General features: G+C 71.4%; 12 protein-coding genes. 4 read left to right on the top strand and 8 right to left on the bottom strand.

Annotation, left to right across the window (positions count from 1 at the left end; all coding sequences use genetic code 11):
• Nucleotides 1–24: 24 nt before the first annotated feature.
• The 8 genes from ACFVHB_RS00840 to ACFVHB_RS00805 form a co-directional block, all read right to left on the bottom strand.
• Nucleotides 25–2,433, bottom strand: a complete 2,409-nt coding sequence (locus ACFVHB_RS00840; RefSeq protein ID WP_380314086.1) for a hypothetical protein — start codon at nt 2,431–2,433, stop codon at nt 25–27.
• A 98-nt stretch (nt 2,434–2,531) separates the two neighbouring features.
• Entirely contained in the window at nt 2,532–3,545 is a 1,014-nt protein-coding gene (locus ACFVHB_RS00835; RefSeq protein WP_380314085.1) for a glycosyltransferase, read from the bottom strand.
• Between the two features lie 205 nt (nt 3,546–3,750).
• Nucleotides 3,751–4,944 carry an acyltransferase family protein gene (locus ACFVHB_RS00830; RefSeq protein WP_380314084.1) on the bottom strand — a complete coding sequence of 398 codons (1,194 nt, stop codon included), beginning with the start codon at nt 4,942–4,944 and terminating at the stop codon, nt 3,751–3,753.
• A 207-nt stretch (nt 4,945–5,151) separates the two neighbouring features.
• The gene (gene tuf, locus ACFVHB_RS00825) at nt 5,152–6,345 is read right to left on the bottom strand and encodes an elongation factor Tu (RefSeq protein WP_380314083.1); all 1,194 of its coding nucleotides are present in this window, start codon (nt 6,343–6,345) and stop codon (nt 5,152–5,154) included.
• Nucleotides 6,346–6,579: 234 nt separating this feature from the next.
• Nucleotides 6,580–8,685: an elongation factor G gene (gene fusA / locus ACFVHB_RS00820; protein WP_380314082.1), complete on the bottom strand. Its 2,106-nt coding sequence runs from the start codon at nt 8,683–8,685 to the stop codon at nt 6,580–6,582.
• Between the two features lie 39 nt (nt 8,686–8,724).
• Entirely contained in the window at nt 8,725–9,195 is a 471-nt protein-coding gene (gene rpsG, locus ACFVHB_RS00815; protein WP_030055803.1) for a 30S ribosomal protein S7, read from the bottom strand.
• Nucleotides 9,196–9,197: 2 nt separating this feature from the next.
• Complete coding sequence (gene rpsL / locus ACFVHB_RS00810; protein ID WP_014144289.1) at nt 9,198–9,569, bottom strand: 30S ribosomal protein S12; 372 nt, start codon at nt 9,567–9,569, stop codon at nt 9,198–9,200.
• Nucleotides 9,570–9,989: 420 nt separating this feature from the next.
• Nucleotides 9,990–10,616: a DUF1707 and DUF4190 domain-containing protein gene (locus tag ACFVHB_RS00805; RefSeq protein WP_380314081.1), complete on the bottom strand. Its 627-nt coding sequence runs from the start codon at nt 10,614–10,616 to the stop codon at nt 9,990–9,992.
• Between the two features lie 248 nt (nt 10,617–10,864).
• On the opposite strand from ACFVHB_RS00805, the gene ACFVHB_RS00800 reads away from it, so the two are divergent.
• The 4 genes from ACFVHB_RS00800 to ACFVHB_RS00785 all read left to right on the top strand — a co-directional run bounded on the left by ACFVHB_RS00800 (nt 10,865) and on the right by ACFVHB_RS00785 (nt 16,109).
• Nucleotides 10,865–11,731, top strand: coding sequence for an ABC transporter ATP-binding protein (locus tag ACFVHB_RS00800; RefSeq protein WP_380314080.1), 867 nt, complete (start codon nt 10,865–10,867; stop codon nt 11,729–11,731).
• The gene (locus tag ACFVHB_RS00795; protein WP_380314079.1) at nt 11,728–13,377 is read left to right on the top strand and encodes a transporter; all 1,650 of its coding nucleotides are present in this window, start codon (nt 11,728–11,730) and stop codon (nt 13,375–13,377) included. The genes ACFVHB_RS00800 and ACFVHB_RS00795 overlap by 4 nt, the downstream gene beginning before the upstream one ends.
• 249 nt (nt 13,378–13,626) lie before the next feature.
• Nucleotides 13,627–14,931 (top strand): DUF2786 domain-containing protein, encoded by a 1,305-nt coding sequence (locus tag ACFVHB_RS00790; RefSeq protein ID WP_380314078.1) that lies wholly within the window; start codon nt 13,627–13,629, stop codon nt 14,929–14,931.
• A 77-nt stretch (nt 14,932–15,008) separates the two neighbouring features.
• Complete coding sequence (locus ACFVHB_RS00785) at nt 15,009–16,109, top strand: ADP-ribosylglycohydrolase family protein (RefSeq protein WP_380314077.1); 1,101 nt, start codon at nt 15,009–15,011, stop codon at nt 16,107–16,109.
• Nucleotides 16,110–16,149 lie beyond the last annotated feature (40 nt).

Genomic DNA, 16,149 nt, shown 5'->3' with positions numbered 1-16,149 from the left:
ATGCCCAATGCTTCGGTCGTCGGGTCAGGAAATCTCGTACACGGCCATCCGGCCGTTGTCGAAGACCTGCTTGGCGAGGGTCTTCAGCGCCGGGGACTCCGGCCCCGTCTTGCGGTTGACCACCACGTACCGGACGTGGTGCCGCTCCCGCAGCCGGCCGAGGATCTCGGCCGTCGGGTGGTACACGGCGTCGTCGTTCAGCTGGAGCAGCGGCTGGTCCCAGAAGGTGCCGGACTTCTCCGACATCAGGCGCGGCGAGTAGGCCCAGCCCTCCACCAGCACCGAGCGCTCGGAGTAGGCGCTCAGGTAGAAGGACAGGGAGTTCCAGCAGTTCTCGCCGGGGACGGCGTAGTCGCTCTCCGACCGGCAGTGGGTGTTGGTGACCAGGACGTCGGCCGGGTCACTGTGCGAACGCACCCAGCGCGCGGCCTCGACCTGGGTCGCGGGCAGCGGCCAGGCGCCGTCCCACGGGACCTCCCGCGACTGCTGGACGTCGAGCAGCAGCGCCGGGGCACCCGCCACGAGGGCCCCGGTGAGCAGGACGACCCCGCCGCGCCGCCGCAGCCCGGGCAGCACCCGGCCGGCCGCCCACCAGAGCAGGCCGCAGACCGCGGCGATGCCGGCCAGCGCGGCCGCCGCGGCCAGCGCCGGGACGAGGGCCGTGTAGGACTCGGTGCCCTTGGCGTCGCCGACCGCCTTGAGCGCGAAGGACGCCCAGTCGCCCGCGTGGTGCTGGATCGCGTAGGTGAGCACGAGCACGAAGGCGAGCGCACCGGCACCGAGCGCGGCCTTCGCGGGGGCCGGCAGCGCCGCCCGCTCGAAGACCTCGCAGTAGCCCCAGGCCGACAACAGCACGCCGAAGGAGAGCCCCGCCAGGGTGAAGTAGCTGGCGTTGAAGCCGTTGACCACCAGGTACACGGCCGGGCCGGCGAGCGCCCCGCCGAGCAGGAACCACTGGGACTGCTCCAGCCGGAGCCGGCGGCGCCAGACCAGCGGGATCATCCCGGCCATCCGGAGCTGGTGGTTGAGCAGGTAGGCGACCAGGGTCGCGGCCACCACCACGCTCTGGGTCACCGCGGTCCGGGAGTGCTGGGGATCGGCCCAGTACCGCTCGATGTTGCCGAAGGGCACCACTTCGAGGCCGTAGCTCTCGAACCGGAACAGCACCGCCGTGGCGAAGACCTGGGCGCCCGCGACGATCGCGCCGAGACCGACGATGGTCCACGGGACGCGCCGCGTCCCGATCAGCACCATGACGCCGGCGAAGGCCAGCCCGGCCAGCGTCACCGGCAGCGAGCTCGCCTTGGCCGCGCTCGACGCCACCGCGAACAGGGCGGTGAGCACGAGGGCACCGCGACCGAGCGCCGGGATCCGGGCGATCCGTCCCGCGTCGTCGCCCTCCTCGGCGCCGCGACCGCGCAGCGCGTCGCCGACCACGCCGATCAGCGCCATCAGCAGGGGCTGGCTGTACGTCAGCGAGAGGCTCGCCCAGGACATCAGCGGGACCGCCGGCGCCCCGAAGGTCCAGTGGCCGACGTTGTTGGGGTAGACCGCGTTGAACTCGCCCACGGCGAAGATCAGCAGGGCGGCGACCGGACCGGCCCACGGACGGCCCGTCAGCCGGTGCGCCACCACGGCGGTGATCACCATGGCGAGGGCGGCCAGCGCCGGCACCATCAGCCGCATCTGGACCACCGGCAGGTCGATGTGCCCGACCAGGTCGGTCATCGCCATGTGGACGAAGGTGAACCAGTGGTAGTGCAGCGGCTCGCCGGCGGCCTGCGGGAAGGTCAGCGGGAAGTTGTGCTTGGCGTTCCCGGCGAGCGACAGCAGGTACGGCAGGTCGATGTACTGACGCGTGGTCTCGGTGTCCGGCATGACCGGGTTCCGGCTGAGGAACACGGCGTACATATACGCGCTGGTGACGGCGACCGTACCGGCGACCGACCAGGACCAGCCGGGCGAGGTCCGGCGGTAGCCGCGCGGGAACCAGTGCCGGCGCAGCCGGGGCACCGCGGCGAACGGGATCACGACCGCCAGCGGCCAGGCCGTGGCCACCGACTGCAGGCCGAGGCCCACCAGCACGGACCAGGCGACCAGCTCCAGCACGAGGCCGACCACGGCACCGAACGCGAGGTCCTCGACCAGCGTGTGCGGGCGCCGGCGCAGGACGCGGAAGACCAGCGTGCCGGGGAGCAGCACGCCCCACAGCACGTAGAAGGTGTAGCGCGCGATGTCGCCGGGCGCGGTGTCCGCGGCCGACAGCAGGCCGACCAGGAAGAGGTAGGCCGCGACCGCGGGCAGGAACCGCAGGAGCCGGCCACCCGCTCCGAGCGGGGCGCCGTCCGCGTCCGGCACGGAGCTGCCGCCGCGCCGCTCCTCGGGCGCGGCCGGCGCCCCCAGGGCGGGTGCGGTGCTGTCAGTGGTCCCCATCGCTCTTCTTCTCCTGCGGCTGTGCGTCGGCTGCCTGGCTGGCTGCGGCAAGGCGGTCCGTCCCGCGGCGGTCGGCCGCCGCGGGACGGACCGGGGGGTCACACCGCGTACTCGGAGACCTTCGACGTCTTCGCGCCGGCGTCCTCGGCGGAGTCGTAGCCCACGAAGTAGGCCGGGCGCGCCTGGGCCGCCGAGTAGATCCGCCCGACGTACTCACCGAGCAGACCGATGCAGACCAGCTGGACGGCGCCGAGGAAGAGCATGCCGATGAACAGCGAGGACCAGCCCGGCACGGTCTTGCCGAGGGCGTACTCGACCGTGGTGTAAATGCCCAGGCAGAAGCAGAGCACGAAGCTCACCAGGCCGAGCCAGGTGGCGAGCCGCAGCGGGGTGGCGGAGAAGTTGGTGATGCTGTCGATGGCCAGGCGGACCATCTTGGACAGCGGGTAGTGGGTGCTGCCGGCCACCCGCTCCTCGCGGACGTAGACGACCTCGCCGCTGGGGAAGCCCAGCCACGGCACCAGCAGGCGGTAGACCGGCTGGTGCTCCGGCATCGCCTTCAGCGCCTCCACCGCGGCCCGGCTGAGCAGCCGGAAGTCGCCGGCCTGGTTCGGCATCTTCTTGCCGACGAGCTTGCGCATCAGCCAGTAGTAGGCGCCGGCGGTGCGCCGCTTGAAGAAGGTGTCGGTGCCGCGGTCGCCGCGCACGCCGTAGACGATGTCGAGGTTCCGCTCGCGGGCGAGCGAGAGCATCTCGGGGATCTTCTCCGGCGGGTCCTGCAGGTCGGCGTCGATCGAGACCACGTAGTCGCCGAAGGCCCGGTGGATGCCGGCGGTCAGGGCCGCCTGGTGCCCGGAGTTGCGGGCGAAGCGGACGATCCGGAACTCCGGCCAGTCCTGGTGGATCTTCTGCATGATGGCCGGGGTGGCGTCGGTGCTGCCGTCGTCGATGCCGACGACCTCGTAGTCGATCCCCAGGTCGTCCAGGATCGGACGCAGGCGTTCGACCGTCAACGGCAGGGCCTCCTGCTCGTTGTAGATCGGCATCACGACCGACAACAGCGGCGCCGGCGGGGCTGCCACCTGCTCGGCCGATACAGCTGCGTTGAACATCAGTTGTCGCCTGTCCCTTATGTCTTTGAGAACGATCGATCGATGCCGGATCCTGCGCCGGGTCGTCCGGCCGACCGAACTGGTGGATGCGAGGAGATGTGCGCGGCCGGTGTCGGCCGGATGATCGCGGCCAGGCTAGCAGCAGGCTTTTACCGCTGCATGAATGCTTCTTGGGCTACGCATTCACCCGGCTCTCATGCCTCTGTCAGTGCTTCACCGGGGCGGGCTCGTCCGAGACCCGGCGCAGGGTCGCCATCGAACGGTCCAGTGCGTTCTTGAGGATCCGCGAGACCGGCTTCTCGACCAGCCGGTGGATCAGCCAGGCCGCCACCAGGACCACGGCCAGAGTGGTGGCCAGCGCCGCCTTGACGCCGAAGTCCTTGGTGAGCAGGTAGTGGATCAGCGTCCAGCCGATCTCCTGGTGGATCAGGTAGAGCGGGTAGGTGAGCGCCCCGGCGATCGTCAGCCACTTCCACTGCACCCAGTCGAACAGGCCCAGCGCCGCGCCCAGGACGAGGGCGAAGGCGGCGGTCACCGCGGCGGCCATGACGTTCCAGGACAGCGGGTGACCGAGGACGTTGACGTAGATCTCCTGGATGGAGCCGAGGCGGGTCAGCGCGAGTATCCAGGAGAAGCCCACGATCCCCCAGAGCAGCAGGTTCTGACCGAAGCGGTACATCAGGAACATGCCGACGCCGGCGATGAAGAACGGCGACTCGTTCGGCATGGCGAGGGTGCTCAGCAGGGGGATCTGCGCCTGCGGGGCGAGCACCGCCAGGATCGTCCAGATCCCGCAGAACGCCACGACCTTGCGGTACGTGAGGCCGGTCGCCACGACGATGGCGAACAGCAGGTAGAACCGCATCTCGACCCAGAGCGTCCAGTAGACGCCGTCCACGTGCCGCATTCCGAGCGGCGTCTGAAGCATGGTCAGGTTGCCGAGGATGGTGCTGGCGTTGAGTCCGTCGCCCGCGCCGGAACGCGCGAACTGCTTGAGGTTGAGCACCACCAGGCTGGTCAGCGCGATGCCGGCCCAGTAGCCGGGGTAGAGGCGCACGACCCGGGAGACGAAGAACTCCCCGGGGCGCTTGCCCCAGCAGCTCATGCAGATCACGAAGCCGCTGATGACGAAGAACAGCTCCACGCCCAGCCAGCCGTAGGCCGCCATCCGGTTCACCAGCGGCAGGACCTCCTTCGGCGTGACGCCCTGCCACACTCCGGAGATGCCGACGTAGGCCGTCCAGTGGAAGGAGAGCACGCTCAGGGCGGCGAACAGGCGCATCCCGTCGAGCGCGTAGAGCCGGGGCCGCTTCGTCCGGCCGTCGGGCGACGAACCCCCGCGGGCGGCCGAGCGACGCCGGAGGAGCGAGGGCTTCGTGAGAAGCGGGGCAGAGGTCATTCCGGAGCGCTTTCGGCGAGTGGGGCGGAGAGGCCTCGGTCAGCCACGCTCTGGCGACGGCTGCGGGTGGCTCAGTCTATCCGGCGGTCACGCGCCCTACACACACGGCCCCGCCGCTTCCAGCCGACACGCCGAAGGGCCCCGCACACCGGAGTGTGCGGGGCCCTTCGGGTCGCCTGGTGGAGCAGGCAGGTCCAGCTCGTCAGATTACTTGACGATCTTGGTGACCTGGCCGGCGCCGACGGTGCGGCCACCCTCACGGATGGCGAACTTCAGGCCCTCCTCCATGGCGATCGGCTGGATCAGCACGACCGACATGGCGGTGTTGTCGCCCGGCATGACCATCTCGGTGCCCTCGGGGAGGGTCACGACGCCGGTCACGTCCGTGGTACGGAAGTAGAACTGCGGGCGGTAGTTGTTGAAGAACGGGGTGTGGCGGCCACCCTCGTCCTTCGACAGGATGTAGGCCTGGGCCTCGAACTCGGTGTGCGGGGTGACCGAACCCGGCTTGATGATGACCTGGCCGCGCTCGACGTCCTCGCGCTTGATGCCACGGAGCAGCAGACCGACGTTCTCACCGGCCTGGCCCTCGTCGAGCAGCTTGCGGAACATCTCGATGCCGGTGACCGTGGTGGTGGTCTTGGCGTCCTTGATGCCGATGATGTCGACGGTCTCGTTGACCTTGAGGATACCGCGCTCGATACGACCGGTGACGACGGTGCCACGACCGGTGATCGTGAAGACGTCCTCGATCGGCATCAGGAACGGCTGGTCCACGGCGCGAGCCGGGGTGGGGATGTTCTCGTCCACCGCGTGCATCAGGCCGAGGAGCTTCTCGCCCCACTCCTTGTCGCCCTCCAGCGCCTTCAGCGCGGAGACGCGGACGACCGGCAGGTCGTCGCCCGGGAACTCGTACTCGGAGAGGAGCTCACGGACCTCGAGCTCGACGAGCTCCAGGATCTCCTCGTCGTCCACCATGTCGGCCTTGTTCAGGGCGACGACGATGTAGGGGACGCCGACCTGGCGGGCCAGGAGGACGTGCTCCTTGGTCTGCGGCATCGGGCCGTCGGTGGCGGCGACGACGAGGATCGCACCGTCCATCTGGGCCGCACCGGTGATCATGTTCTTGATGTAGTCCGCGTGACCCGGGCAGTCAACGTGGGCGTAGTGACGCGCCTCGGTCTGGTACTCGACGTGCGCGATCGAGATGGTGATACCGCGCTGCCGCTCCTCCGGCGCCTTGTCGATCTGGTCGAACGGCGTGAAGGGGTTGATCTCCGGGTACGCGTCGTGCAGCACCTTGGTGATGGCCGCGGTAAGGGTCGTCTTACCGTGGTCGATGTGACCGATGGTGCCGATGTTGACGTGGGGCTTCGTCCGCTCGAACTTCGCCTTCGCCACTGCAGTCCTCCTGAGGACAGTTCTGTACGCCGTGCTGACGTCAGTTGGTCTTTGATCGGGTTGGGTACGGGGTGCCGGAGCACCCCATGCCGTCCCGCGGGTGGGGGCCGGAGGCCCCCGGGAGAATCCGACCGGATCCTCCCGGGTTGCCTCCTAATAGCCTAAGGGTTCGCAATCGTCCCGAATGTCGGGACGTACTGCGGCCTCGGGTAAGGGGCCGGCTGGTGCCGGTCCTTACTCGCCCTTGGCCTTGGCGATGATGTCGTCCGCCACGTTCCGCGGAACCTCGGCGTACGAGTCGAACTGCATCGAGTAGCTCGCGCGACCGGAGGTCTTGCTGCGCAGGTCACCGACGTAGCCGAACATCTCGGAGAGGGGCACCAGCGCCGAAACGACGCGGGCACCGTGACGCTCGTCCATGGACCGGATCTGGCCACGACGGGCGTTGATGTCGCCGATGACCTCGCCCATGTAGTCCTCGGGCGTGGTGACCTCGACGGCCATCATCGGCTCCAGGAGGGCCGGGGAGGCCTTCTTGGCGCCTTCCTTGAAGGCCATCGAGCCGGCGATCTTGAACGCGAGCTCGGAGGAGTCGACGTCGTGCGACGCACCGTCGATCAGCGTGACGCGGACACCCTGCAGCGGGTAGCCGGCGAGCACGCCGAACTCCATGGCCTCCTGGCAACCGGCGTCGACCGAGGGGATGTACTCCTTCGGAACGCGGCCACCGGTGACCTTGTTCACGAACTCGTAGCCCTCGCCGGACTCGATCGGCTCGATCGCGATCTGGATCTTCGCGAACTGGCCGGAGCCACCGGTCTGCTTCTTGTGCGTGTAGTCGATCCGCTCGACGGCCTTGCGGATCGTCTCGCGGTACGCGACCTGCGGCTTGCCGACGTTGGCCTCGACCTTGAACTCACGGCGCATGCGGTCGACCAGCACCTCGAGGTGCAGCTCGCCCATGCCCGCGATGATGGTCTGGCCGGTCTCCTCGTCCGTGTTGACCTGGAAGGAGGGGTCCTCCTCCGCGAGACGCTGGATGGCGACACCCAGCTTCTCCTGGTCACCCTTGGACTTGGGCTCGATCGCGACGCGGATGACCGGGGCCGGGAAGTCCATGGACTCCAGGATGACCGGGTTCTTCTCGTCGGACAGCGTCTCACCGGTGGTGGTCTGCTTCAGGCCCATGACGGCGATGATGTCGCCGGCGCCCACCGAGTCGATCTCCTCACGCTTGTTCGCGTGCATGCGGTAGATCTTGCCGATGCGCTCCTTCTTGCCCTTGACGGCGTTCAGCACCGAGGTGCCGGACTCCAGGCGGCCCGAGTAGACCCGGACGAAGGTGAGCTTGCCGAGGTGCGGGTCCGACATGATCTTGAACGCGAGCGCGGCGAGCGGCTCGTCGTCCGAGGCCTTGCGGGAGATCTTGACCTCGTCGTCGCCGGGCTTGGTGCCCTCGATGGACTCGATGTCCAGCGGCGACGGCAGGTACTTGACGACCGCGTCGAGCAGGGGCTGGACGCCCTTGTTCTTGAACGCGGTACCGCAGAAGATCGGCGTGAAGTCCGAGTTCAGCGTGCCCTTGCGGATCGCGGCGTACAGCAGCTCCTCGGGGACGTCCTCGCCCTCCATGGCGAGCTCCATCACCTCGTCGCTCACGTTGGAGACGACGTCGAGCAGCTTCTCGCGGTACTCCTCGGCCTGCTCCTGCAGCTCGGCCGGGATGTCGACGATGTCGTACATCTCGCCCTTGGCGGCCTCGGCCGACCAGACCAGCGCCTTCATGCGGACAAGGTCGACAACGCCCTTGAAGTCCGCCTCGGCACCGATCGGGAGCTGCATCACCAGCGGGGTCGCGCCGAGGCGGTCCACGATGGTGTCGACGCAGAAGAAGAAGTTCGCGCCCGTGCGGTCCAGCTTGTTGATGAAGCAGATGCGCGGAACGCCGTAGCGGTCAGCCTGCCGCCACACGGTCTCGGACTGGGGCTCGACACCGGCGACACCGTCGAACACCGTCACGGCACCGTCGAGGACGCGCAGCGAACGCTCCACCTCGACGGTGAAGTCGACGTGACCCGGGGTGTCGATGATGTTGATGGTGTTGTCGACGCCGTCGACCGTCCAGTGACAGGTCGTCGCGGCCGACGTGATCGTGATGCCGCGCTCCTGCTCCTGCTCCATCCAGTCCATGGTGGCAGCGCCATCGTGGACCTCACCGATCTTGTACGAGACACCGGTGTAGAACAGGATCCGCTCGGTGGTGGTGGTCTTGCCCGCGTCGATGTGCGCCATGATCCCGATGTTGCGGACCCTGGCGAGGTCAAGGGAGGTTGCAGCCATGGTGGCTCGTTCTCTCTCTGTCTAGTGACGGGGTACGGACTACCAGCGGTAGTGCGCGAAGGCCTTGTTGGACTCGGCCATCTTGTGGGTGTCCTCGCGACGCTTCACGGAAGCGCCCAGGCCGTTGCTGGCGTCGAGGATCTCGTTCATCAGGCGCTCGGTCATGGTCTTCTCGCGGCGGGCGCGGGAGTAACCGACCATCCAGCGCAGCGCCAGGGTGCTGGCGCGGCCCGGACGGACCTCGACCGGAACCTGGTAGGTCGCGCCACCGACACGGCGGGACTTGACCTCGAGGGCCGGCTTGACGTTCTCCAGCGCGCGCTTCAGCGTGACGACCGGGTCCGAGCCGGTCTTCTCACGGACGCCCTCGAGGGCGCCGTAGACGATCCGCTCGGCGGTGGAGCGCTTGCCGTGCAGCAGGATCTTGTTGACCAGCTGGGTGACGACCGGGGAGCCGTAAACCGGGTCGATGATGACCGGGCGCTTCGGGGCGGGGCCCTTACGAGGCATTCTTACTTCTCCTTCTTGGCGCCGTAGCGGCTGCGGGCCTGCTTGCGGTTCTTGACACCCTGGGTGTCGAGCGAACCGCGGATGATCTTGTAGCGGACACCAGGAAGGTCCTTCACACGACCACCGCGCACCAGCACGATGGAGTGCTCCTGCAGGTTGTGGCCCTCGCCCGGGATGTAAGCGGTGACCTCGATCCCGCTGGTGAGGCGCACACGGGCGACCTTGCGAAGCGCCGAGTTCGGCTTCTTCGGGGTGGTCGTGTACACACGCGTGCAGACCCCACGGCGCTGCGGGGAGCCCTTCAGCGCGGGAGTCTTGTTCTTCTCGACCTTGTCCTGCCGGCCCTTTCGGACCAGCTGCTGGATCGTAGGCACCGTTTCTCCGTTTTCTGTGTGCCAAGGCTTGGTGGAACTAACCTGCGGTGTTCCCGTCGCACACGGCCCCGTGGTCGACCCACGCGGTCGGGTGTGTTGGGTTTATTCCGGCACGGAATCCCATGGGCTGCTGTACAGCGACGGCGCTCACGCGCGGCGCGCCGAAAAGGCGCTCCGGCTTGGCGCGGCGACCGGTGTGCATGCACGCACAAGGACCCGGGGACACCCCAGGCACAAGGTCAGAGCGTACCTAGCGCATCCGGCGCGGTCAAAACAAATGCAACGCCGCAGGTCGCGGCCGTCGACCGGGTGTCGCCCGGGTGTCCCGCGCGCGGCCGCCCGGTGTCGGACCGTCCTCCTGCCGCTCTACCACACCCGGACGGCCGCCGCCACCGGAGCGGGCCCGGACGGGGGCGGACGTCAGGCCGGCCCCCCGGAGGCGGCGACCAGGAGGAGCATGAACAGGCCCCAGATCGCGCACTCCACGTAGCCGATGACCAGCCCGACGGTCGCCATCGCGTCGCCGTCCTCCTTGCGCTCCCGCAGCTGGCTCTTGGCGACGTGGCCCGCGACCACCGCGAGCGGACCCAGTCCGAACAGGCTGAACACCAGGGACGTCACGGCGGCGGCGTTGGTCGGCCGCGGCGGCGGCACCAGGACCGGCGGCGGCAGGAAGGTCTGCGGCACCGGCGGGCCGGCGAGCGTCATCGGCGTCACCATCGGCCCGGAGGGCAGGTCGGCCACCAGCCGGGCGAGCTCGCCGTACGTCTGCGCGGCGCTCGCCGCCTCGAAGCGCTGGCCGTACTCGTCGGCCGTGAGCCGGCCCTCGGCGAACGCGGCCTTCAGCACGTCGACCGTGCGGTCCCGGTCGGTGTGCGCCGCCCGCATCTGCGACTGGTGCAGCGGCCCGGCCGGCTGCGGGCCGAAGGACTGGGGTGCGAAGGACGGGGATGCGGACGGCCACGACCTGTTGTACGGCGCGGGCGACGCCTGTGGAGGCCGGCCCCCGTAGCCGGGGTCCTGCTCGCCCCACGGCTGACCGCCCATCCGCCACCTCCGACACCCGACGAGCACTCGCGCTCACTGACTCTCATAGTGCAGGACGATCCGGGGTGCTGAGTAGTTGCCGGTTTCGGCGACCGGCTCGGGACGCGCCGCGGAGCCCGCCCGGCCCCGTCCGTTCTCACCCGTTCGGCCCAGACGCGCCGAAGATCATCAAGGGGGGCGACAGCCGCCGGTGGGCGATGGCAGGCTGTCGCCCGGACCACCCGTACCGATCAGTAGAGAAGGCCGCCATGCAGGCGTCAGCGCCGCCGTCCCCCGCCCCCGCGCCCGGCACCCGATCGGCGGTGAGCATCCAAGGGCTGTGGAAGCACTTCGGCAGCCAGGCCGCGGTGGCCGGACTGAGCCTGGAACTGCCGGCCGGCGCGTTCATCGGACTGGTCGGCCCGAACGGCGCCGGCAAGACCACCACCCTGTCGATGGTCACCGGCCTGCTCCGGCCCGACCAGGGCACCGTGCTGATCCACGGCGCCGACGTCTGGCGCGACCCGGTCGCGGTCAAGGCCCGGATCGGCATCCTGCCCGAGGGCCTGCGGATGTTCGAACGGCTCAGCGGCCGCGAGCTGCTGCAGTACAACGGCCGGCTGCGCGGACTGCCCGGCGCCGAGGTGGACCGCCGCGCCGAGGAGCTGCTGACCGTCCTGGACCTCGCCGGCGACGCCGACAAGCTGGTCGCCGACTACTCCACCGGCATGCGCAAGAAGATCGGCCTCGCGGCCGCGCTGCTGCACAACCCCGACGTGCTCTTCCTGGACGAACCCTTCGAGGGCGTCGACCCGGTCTCCGCCCAGACCATCCGCGGAGTGCTCAAGCGGTACGCCGCGGCCGGCTCCACCGTCGTCTTCTCCAGCCACGTCATGGAACTGGTCGAGCAGCTCTGCGACTGGGTCGCCGTGGTCAACGCCGGCCAGGTGATCGCCCAGGGCCCCCTGGACGCCGTCCGCGGCGACCGCAGCCTGCACGAGGCCTTCCTCGGCCTGATCGGCGTGCGGGAGGACGACGGCGCCGCGCTCGGCTGGCTCGGCGCCGGCCGGGCCGACGGCGCGCCCGCCGGCGACGGACACCCCGACGGTGACCGGCTCGGGGGCGAGCAGCGGTGAGCACCCCCCAGGCCACCGGCGCCCACCCCGCCGCCACCCCGGTGCCCGACGGCCGGACGGTGGTCCGCGCGCTCGTCGCGCTCAAGCTCCGGCTGCTCCGCAACGGGCTTAGGCGCAGCCCCGGCCGGACCGCCGTCTACGTCGTCGGCGCCGTCGTCGGGCTGCTGTTCGCCGGCCTGATAGCTCTCGCCATGGCGCTGCTCAACGGACACAGCGGCGCCCGTGCCGCCGGGGACGCCGGCGTGATGCTGGCCGGCGTGCTCGCGATCGGCTGGGCCGCGCTGCCGCTCTTCCTCTTCACCAGCGACGAGAGCTCCGACCCGACCCGGCTCACCATGCTGCCGCTGCGCCCCGGACCATTGCTGCGCGGCTCGGTGCTGGCCGCGCTGATCGGGCCCGGCCCGCTGGTCTCGCTGGTGCTGGTCACCGGCGCGGCGCTGTCCGGCGCGGACGGCGCCGCCTCCGCGGTGGCCGCCGTGGTCGGCGTCCCGCTGGCCGTGGTCAGCCTGGTGACGCTCTCCCGCTCGGTCGCCGCCGGCAACGCCCGGCTGCTCTCCAGCCGGCGCGGCAAGGACTTCGCGATCTTCGGCGGCCTGCTCTTCGCCCTGCTGGTCCAGATCGCCAACCTCGGCTCGCAGAGCGTCTTCGGCCGGCCCGGCGCCGAGCTCGACCTCGGCCCGCTCGCACCGGTCGCCTCGGTGCTGCGCTGGGTGCCGCCGGTCAGCGCGGTGGACGCCGCCCGCACCGCCGGCGAGGGCCGCTACGGGCTGGCACTGCTCCAGCTCGCCGCCACCGCCGCGCTGCTGGTGCTGCTCCTGCGCTGGTGGCGGGCCAGCCTCCAGCAGCTGATGGTCACCGCGGACGCCTCCACCCTGGAGGTGGCGCGCGGCGTGCAGTCCTCCCGCGGCTGGGGCTTCCTGCCCGCGGGCCGGACCGGCGCGGTGATGCAGCGCCACCTCCGCTACGCCTGGCGGGAGCCGCGGGCCAAGGCCGCCGTCTTCACCAGCATCGGGATGACCGTGGTGCTCTGCGTGCTGTCGGTGGTCCAGGGCTGGTCCAGCGTCTACCTGATCGCGGCGACCGGGATGTTCCTCGGCCTGCAGATGCTCAACCTGTTCGGCATGGACGGCTCGGCGTTCTGGATGGTCGCCGCCACCCTGCTCACCCCCGCCGACGCCCGGGACGAACTGCGCGGCCGGGCCTACGCGGTGCTCTCGTACGCGGTGCCGGTCACCCTCGTGCTGGCGTTGGCGCTGGCCGCCTTCACCGGCGACTGGGCCGGCCTGGCCCCCGCGCTCGGCGTGGCGTTCACCCTGCTGGGCAGCGCCATCGCGATCGGCGCGGTGCTCAGCGTGCTGGCGCCGTACACCATGCCGGCCGACAACAACCCGATGCGCAACGCGGCGCCCGGCCAGGCCGGCCTGGTGATGCTGAACAGCTTCGGCTCGATGTTCGGCGCCGCGCTGCTCAGCACCCCGGTGGCCGGCTACCTCGGCTGGGCCCTGATCACCGACGGCCCCGCCTGGCCGCTCCTACTCGCCGGCCCGCTCTACGGCGCGCTGGTCGCCTTCCTCGGCATCCGCCTCGCGGCCGGCCGCCTGCTGGAACGCGTCCCGGAGATCCTCGCCAAGACCGTCGAACGCTGACCACGCGCGCGCCGCTCGGAGCGCCCGGCCCCGGAGCGCCCGGCCCCCACCACGGGGCCCGGGCGCTCCGGCATGCCCGAGCCACGTCCCTCCCCGGCCCACCCCGGCACCACCGCCCACTCCCGCGTCCCTCACCCCGCCCGACCGCCGGCCCGGCGGACGTCTCCCCCGGCTCCGCCGCGCGCTCCGGCATCATGGGCGGGAGGCTGTCCTGACCGCAGGGCGGGTACGAGGAGAGCGGGCGACACCGTGGGCAAGGGCAGGCGGCAGGGGCGGACCGGGGCGGACGAGAGCGCCGGGCCGCTGCTGGAGCGGGCGGTGGGGGCGGTGCTGACCGCGCCGGACGAGACGCTGGACCTCGCCCTGGACACCGGGGCCTCGCTGCTGGCGGCCTCCCCCGCCCAGTGGCCGGCGGTGAGCCGGGCGCTGCTCGGGTACGCGGACACCGCGGTCGGCCGGTGCTGGTCGGCGGGGTGGCGCCCGGCCGACCTGGTCCGGGTGGTGCGGCGGGAGCTGAAGCCGGTGCACCTGGCGCTCGCGGTCGACCTGATCGCCGCCGAGGGGCGCCGGCACCCGGCGGCGACGCTCGACCGACGCTGGCAGGAGCAGTTGCGCGAGCTGGAGGCGTCGGTCTGGTGGCAGGGCGACGAGGCGTACCTCGCCGCCTTCGCCCACCGGCACCGGCTGGACCGCTTCGCGCTGGCCACCGCGGTGCTGGAGCTGCTGCGGTCCTGGGGCCGGCTGCCCCCGGTCGCCCCGGTCGGCCCGGCCCCCGGGCAGGGGCCCCGGGTGGAGCGGCGGGCGCGGGGGCCGGTGCCGGGCGAGCCGCGGATGCTGTCCCGGATCCGGGCGCTGCTGGCGAAGGCCGAGTCCACCGACTTCCCGGAGGAGGCGGAGGCGCTCACCGCCAAGGCCCAGCAGCTGATGGCGCAGCACAGCATCGACGAGGCGCTGCTGGCCGTCGCCGGCACGGACCGGAACGCCCCGGCGGCGCTGCGGATCGGCGTGGACAACCCGTACGAGGGCCCCAAGACGATGCTGCTGGACGCGGTGGCGGCGGCCAACCGGTGCCGGGTGGTCTGGGCCAAGGAGTTCGGCTTCTGCACGATCATCGGCTTCGACGGTGACCTGGACGGCGTCGAACTGCTGTACACCTCGCTTCTGGTGCAGGCCACGCACGCGATGAACCGGGCCGGCTCGCGCCAGCACCTGGACGGCGCCTCCCGCACCAAGGCCTTCCGGCACTCCTTCCTGGTGGCGTACGCCGCCCGGATCCGCGAGCGGCTCGCCGCCGCCACCGAGCGGGCGACGAGCGACGCGGCGGCCGGCCGTCACCTGCGCGAGGACGGCACCGAGGAGCAGCTGGTGCCGGACGAGCGGCTGCTGCCCGCGCTGGCGGCCCGGACCGAGGCGGTGGACCAGGAGGTCGGGCGGATGTTCCCGAAGCTGGTCTCGCAGCGGGTCCGGGTGAGCGACGGCGAGGGCTGGGCGGCCGGCCGCGCGGCCGCCGACCGGGCCGCCCTGCACGGCCGGGCCGGCGAGATCCGGCCCTGAGACCCGGGCCGGGGAGATCCGGAGTCGGCGGGCGGGCCTGATAGAACGGACTCCGGGACGAACGAGGGGGAGCGACGGTGACCGAGCCTGGATACCCGGACCGGGTGCGCGGGGCGCTGCTCGGTGGGGCGGTCGGCGACGCCCTGGGCTGGCCGGTGGAGTTCCAGCAGCTGCACCAGATCCGGCAGCAGTACGGCCCGGCCGGGGTGACCGGCCTGCCGTCCGGCGGCCGGATCGCCGAGGTCACCGACGACACCCAGATGACGCTGTTCACCGCCGAGGGCCTGATCCGCGGCTTCGTCCGGGGCTGGTCGGGCGGCGGCGGCTCGGTGCCGGAGGCCGTCCACGGCGCCTACCGGCGCTGGCTGCTCACCCAGAGCCAGGGCGCGCCGGACCAGCAGCCGCTGGCCCGCCCGTACGACGGCTGGCTGCTGCGGCAGCCCTTCCTGTACGCGCGGCGGGCGCCGGGCAACGCCTGCCTCACCGGGGTGTCGTACCACCCGGCGTTCCAGGCGCCGGCGCCGGTCGGGCAGCCGGGGCCGATCAACGCCCACTCCAAGGGCTGCGGCACGGTGATGCGCTCGGCGCCGTTCGGGCTGGCCCGGCTGGGCGCGGAGCAGTCGTTCGGGCTGGCCGCGCAGTGCGCGCAGCTCACCCACGGGCACCCGACCGGCTACCTGGCGGCGGGCGCGTTCGCCGCCCTGGTCGAGCGGCTGGCGAACGGGGTCGAGCCGTGGACGGCGGTCGGGCTGACCGTCGAGCAGGTCCGGGACCTGCCGGGTTCCAAGGAGACCGTGCAGGCGCTGGCCCGGGCGGTGCGGGTGGCCGAGGAGTCCGAGCCGTCGGCGGAGGCGGTGGAGCGGGTCGGGCTCGGCTGGATCGCCGAGGAGTGCCTGGCCATCGCGGTGTACTGCCTGCTGGCCACCGCCTCCGGCCCGGACCCGGCCCGGACGGCGCTGCTGCTCTCGGTGAACCACTCCGGGGACAGCGACTCCACCGGTGCGGTCTGCGGCAACCTGGTCGGCGCGGCGTTCGGCGCCGCCGCCCTCCCGGCCGCCTGGACCGAGGCGGTGGAGGGCAACGAGACGCTGCTGCGGGTGGCGGACGACCTGCTGGTGCTGTTCGGCAGCCGGGATCCGGCCCATCCGGCGCTCGGCGGCCGCTACCCCGCCTGGTAGCCGCGCCGGACCGGCCGGTAAGCCGGCCGGTCCGTGGCAA

It is taken from the genome of Kitasatospora sp. NPDC127111, from assembly GCF_042677465.1.
Classification (GTDB): Bacteria; Actinomycetota; Actinomycetes; order Streptomycetales; family Streptomycetaceae; genus Kitasatospora.
Note: the sequence above shows the minus strand (reverse complement) of the source record. Positions and strands in the feature narration are given on the sequence as shown.

Excerpts from the sequence above, each read along its gene's own strand:
- ACFVHB_RS00800 (WP_380314080.1), top strand. The coding sequence starts at position 10,865 with ATGCAGGCGTCAGCGCCGCCGTCCCCCGCCCCCGCGCCCGGCACCCGA.
- ACFVHB_RS00830 (WP_380314084.1), bottom strand. The coding sequence starts at position 4,944 with ATGACCTCTGCCCCGCTTCTCACGAAGCCCTCGCTCCTCCGGCGTCGC.
- ACFVHB_RS00840 (WP_380314086.1), bottom strand. The coding sequence starts at position 2,433 with ATGGGGACCACTGACAGCACCGCACCCGCCCTGGGGGCGCCGGCCGCG.
- fusA (WP_380314082.1), bottom strand. The coding sequence starts at position 8,685 with ATGGCTGCAACCTCCCTTGACCTCGCCAGGGTCCGCAACATCGGGATC.
- ACFVHB_RS00805 (WP_380314081.1), bottom strand. The coding sequence starts at position 10,616 with ATGGGCGGTCAGCCGTGGGGCGAGCAGGACCCCGGCTACGGGGGCCGG.
- rpsG (WP_030055803.1), bottom strand. The coding sequence starts at position 9,195 with ATGCCTCGTAAGGGCCCCGCCCCGAAGCGCCCGGTCATCATCGACCCG.
- ACFVHB_RS00835 (WP_380314085.1), bottom strand. The coding sequence starts at position 3,545 with ATGTTCAACGCAGCTGTATCGGCCGAGCAGGTGGCAGCCCCGCCGGCG.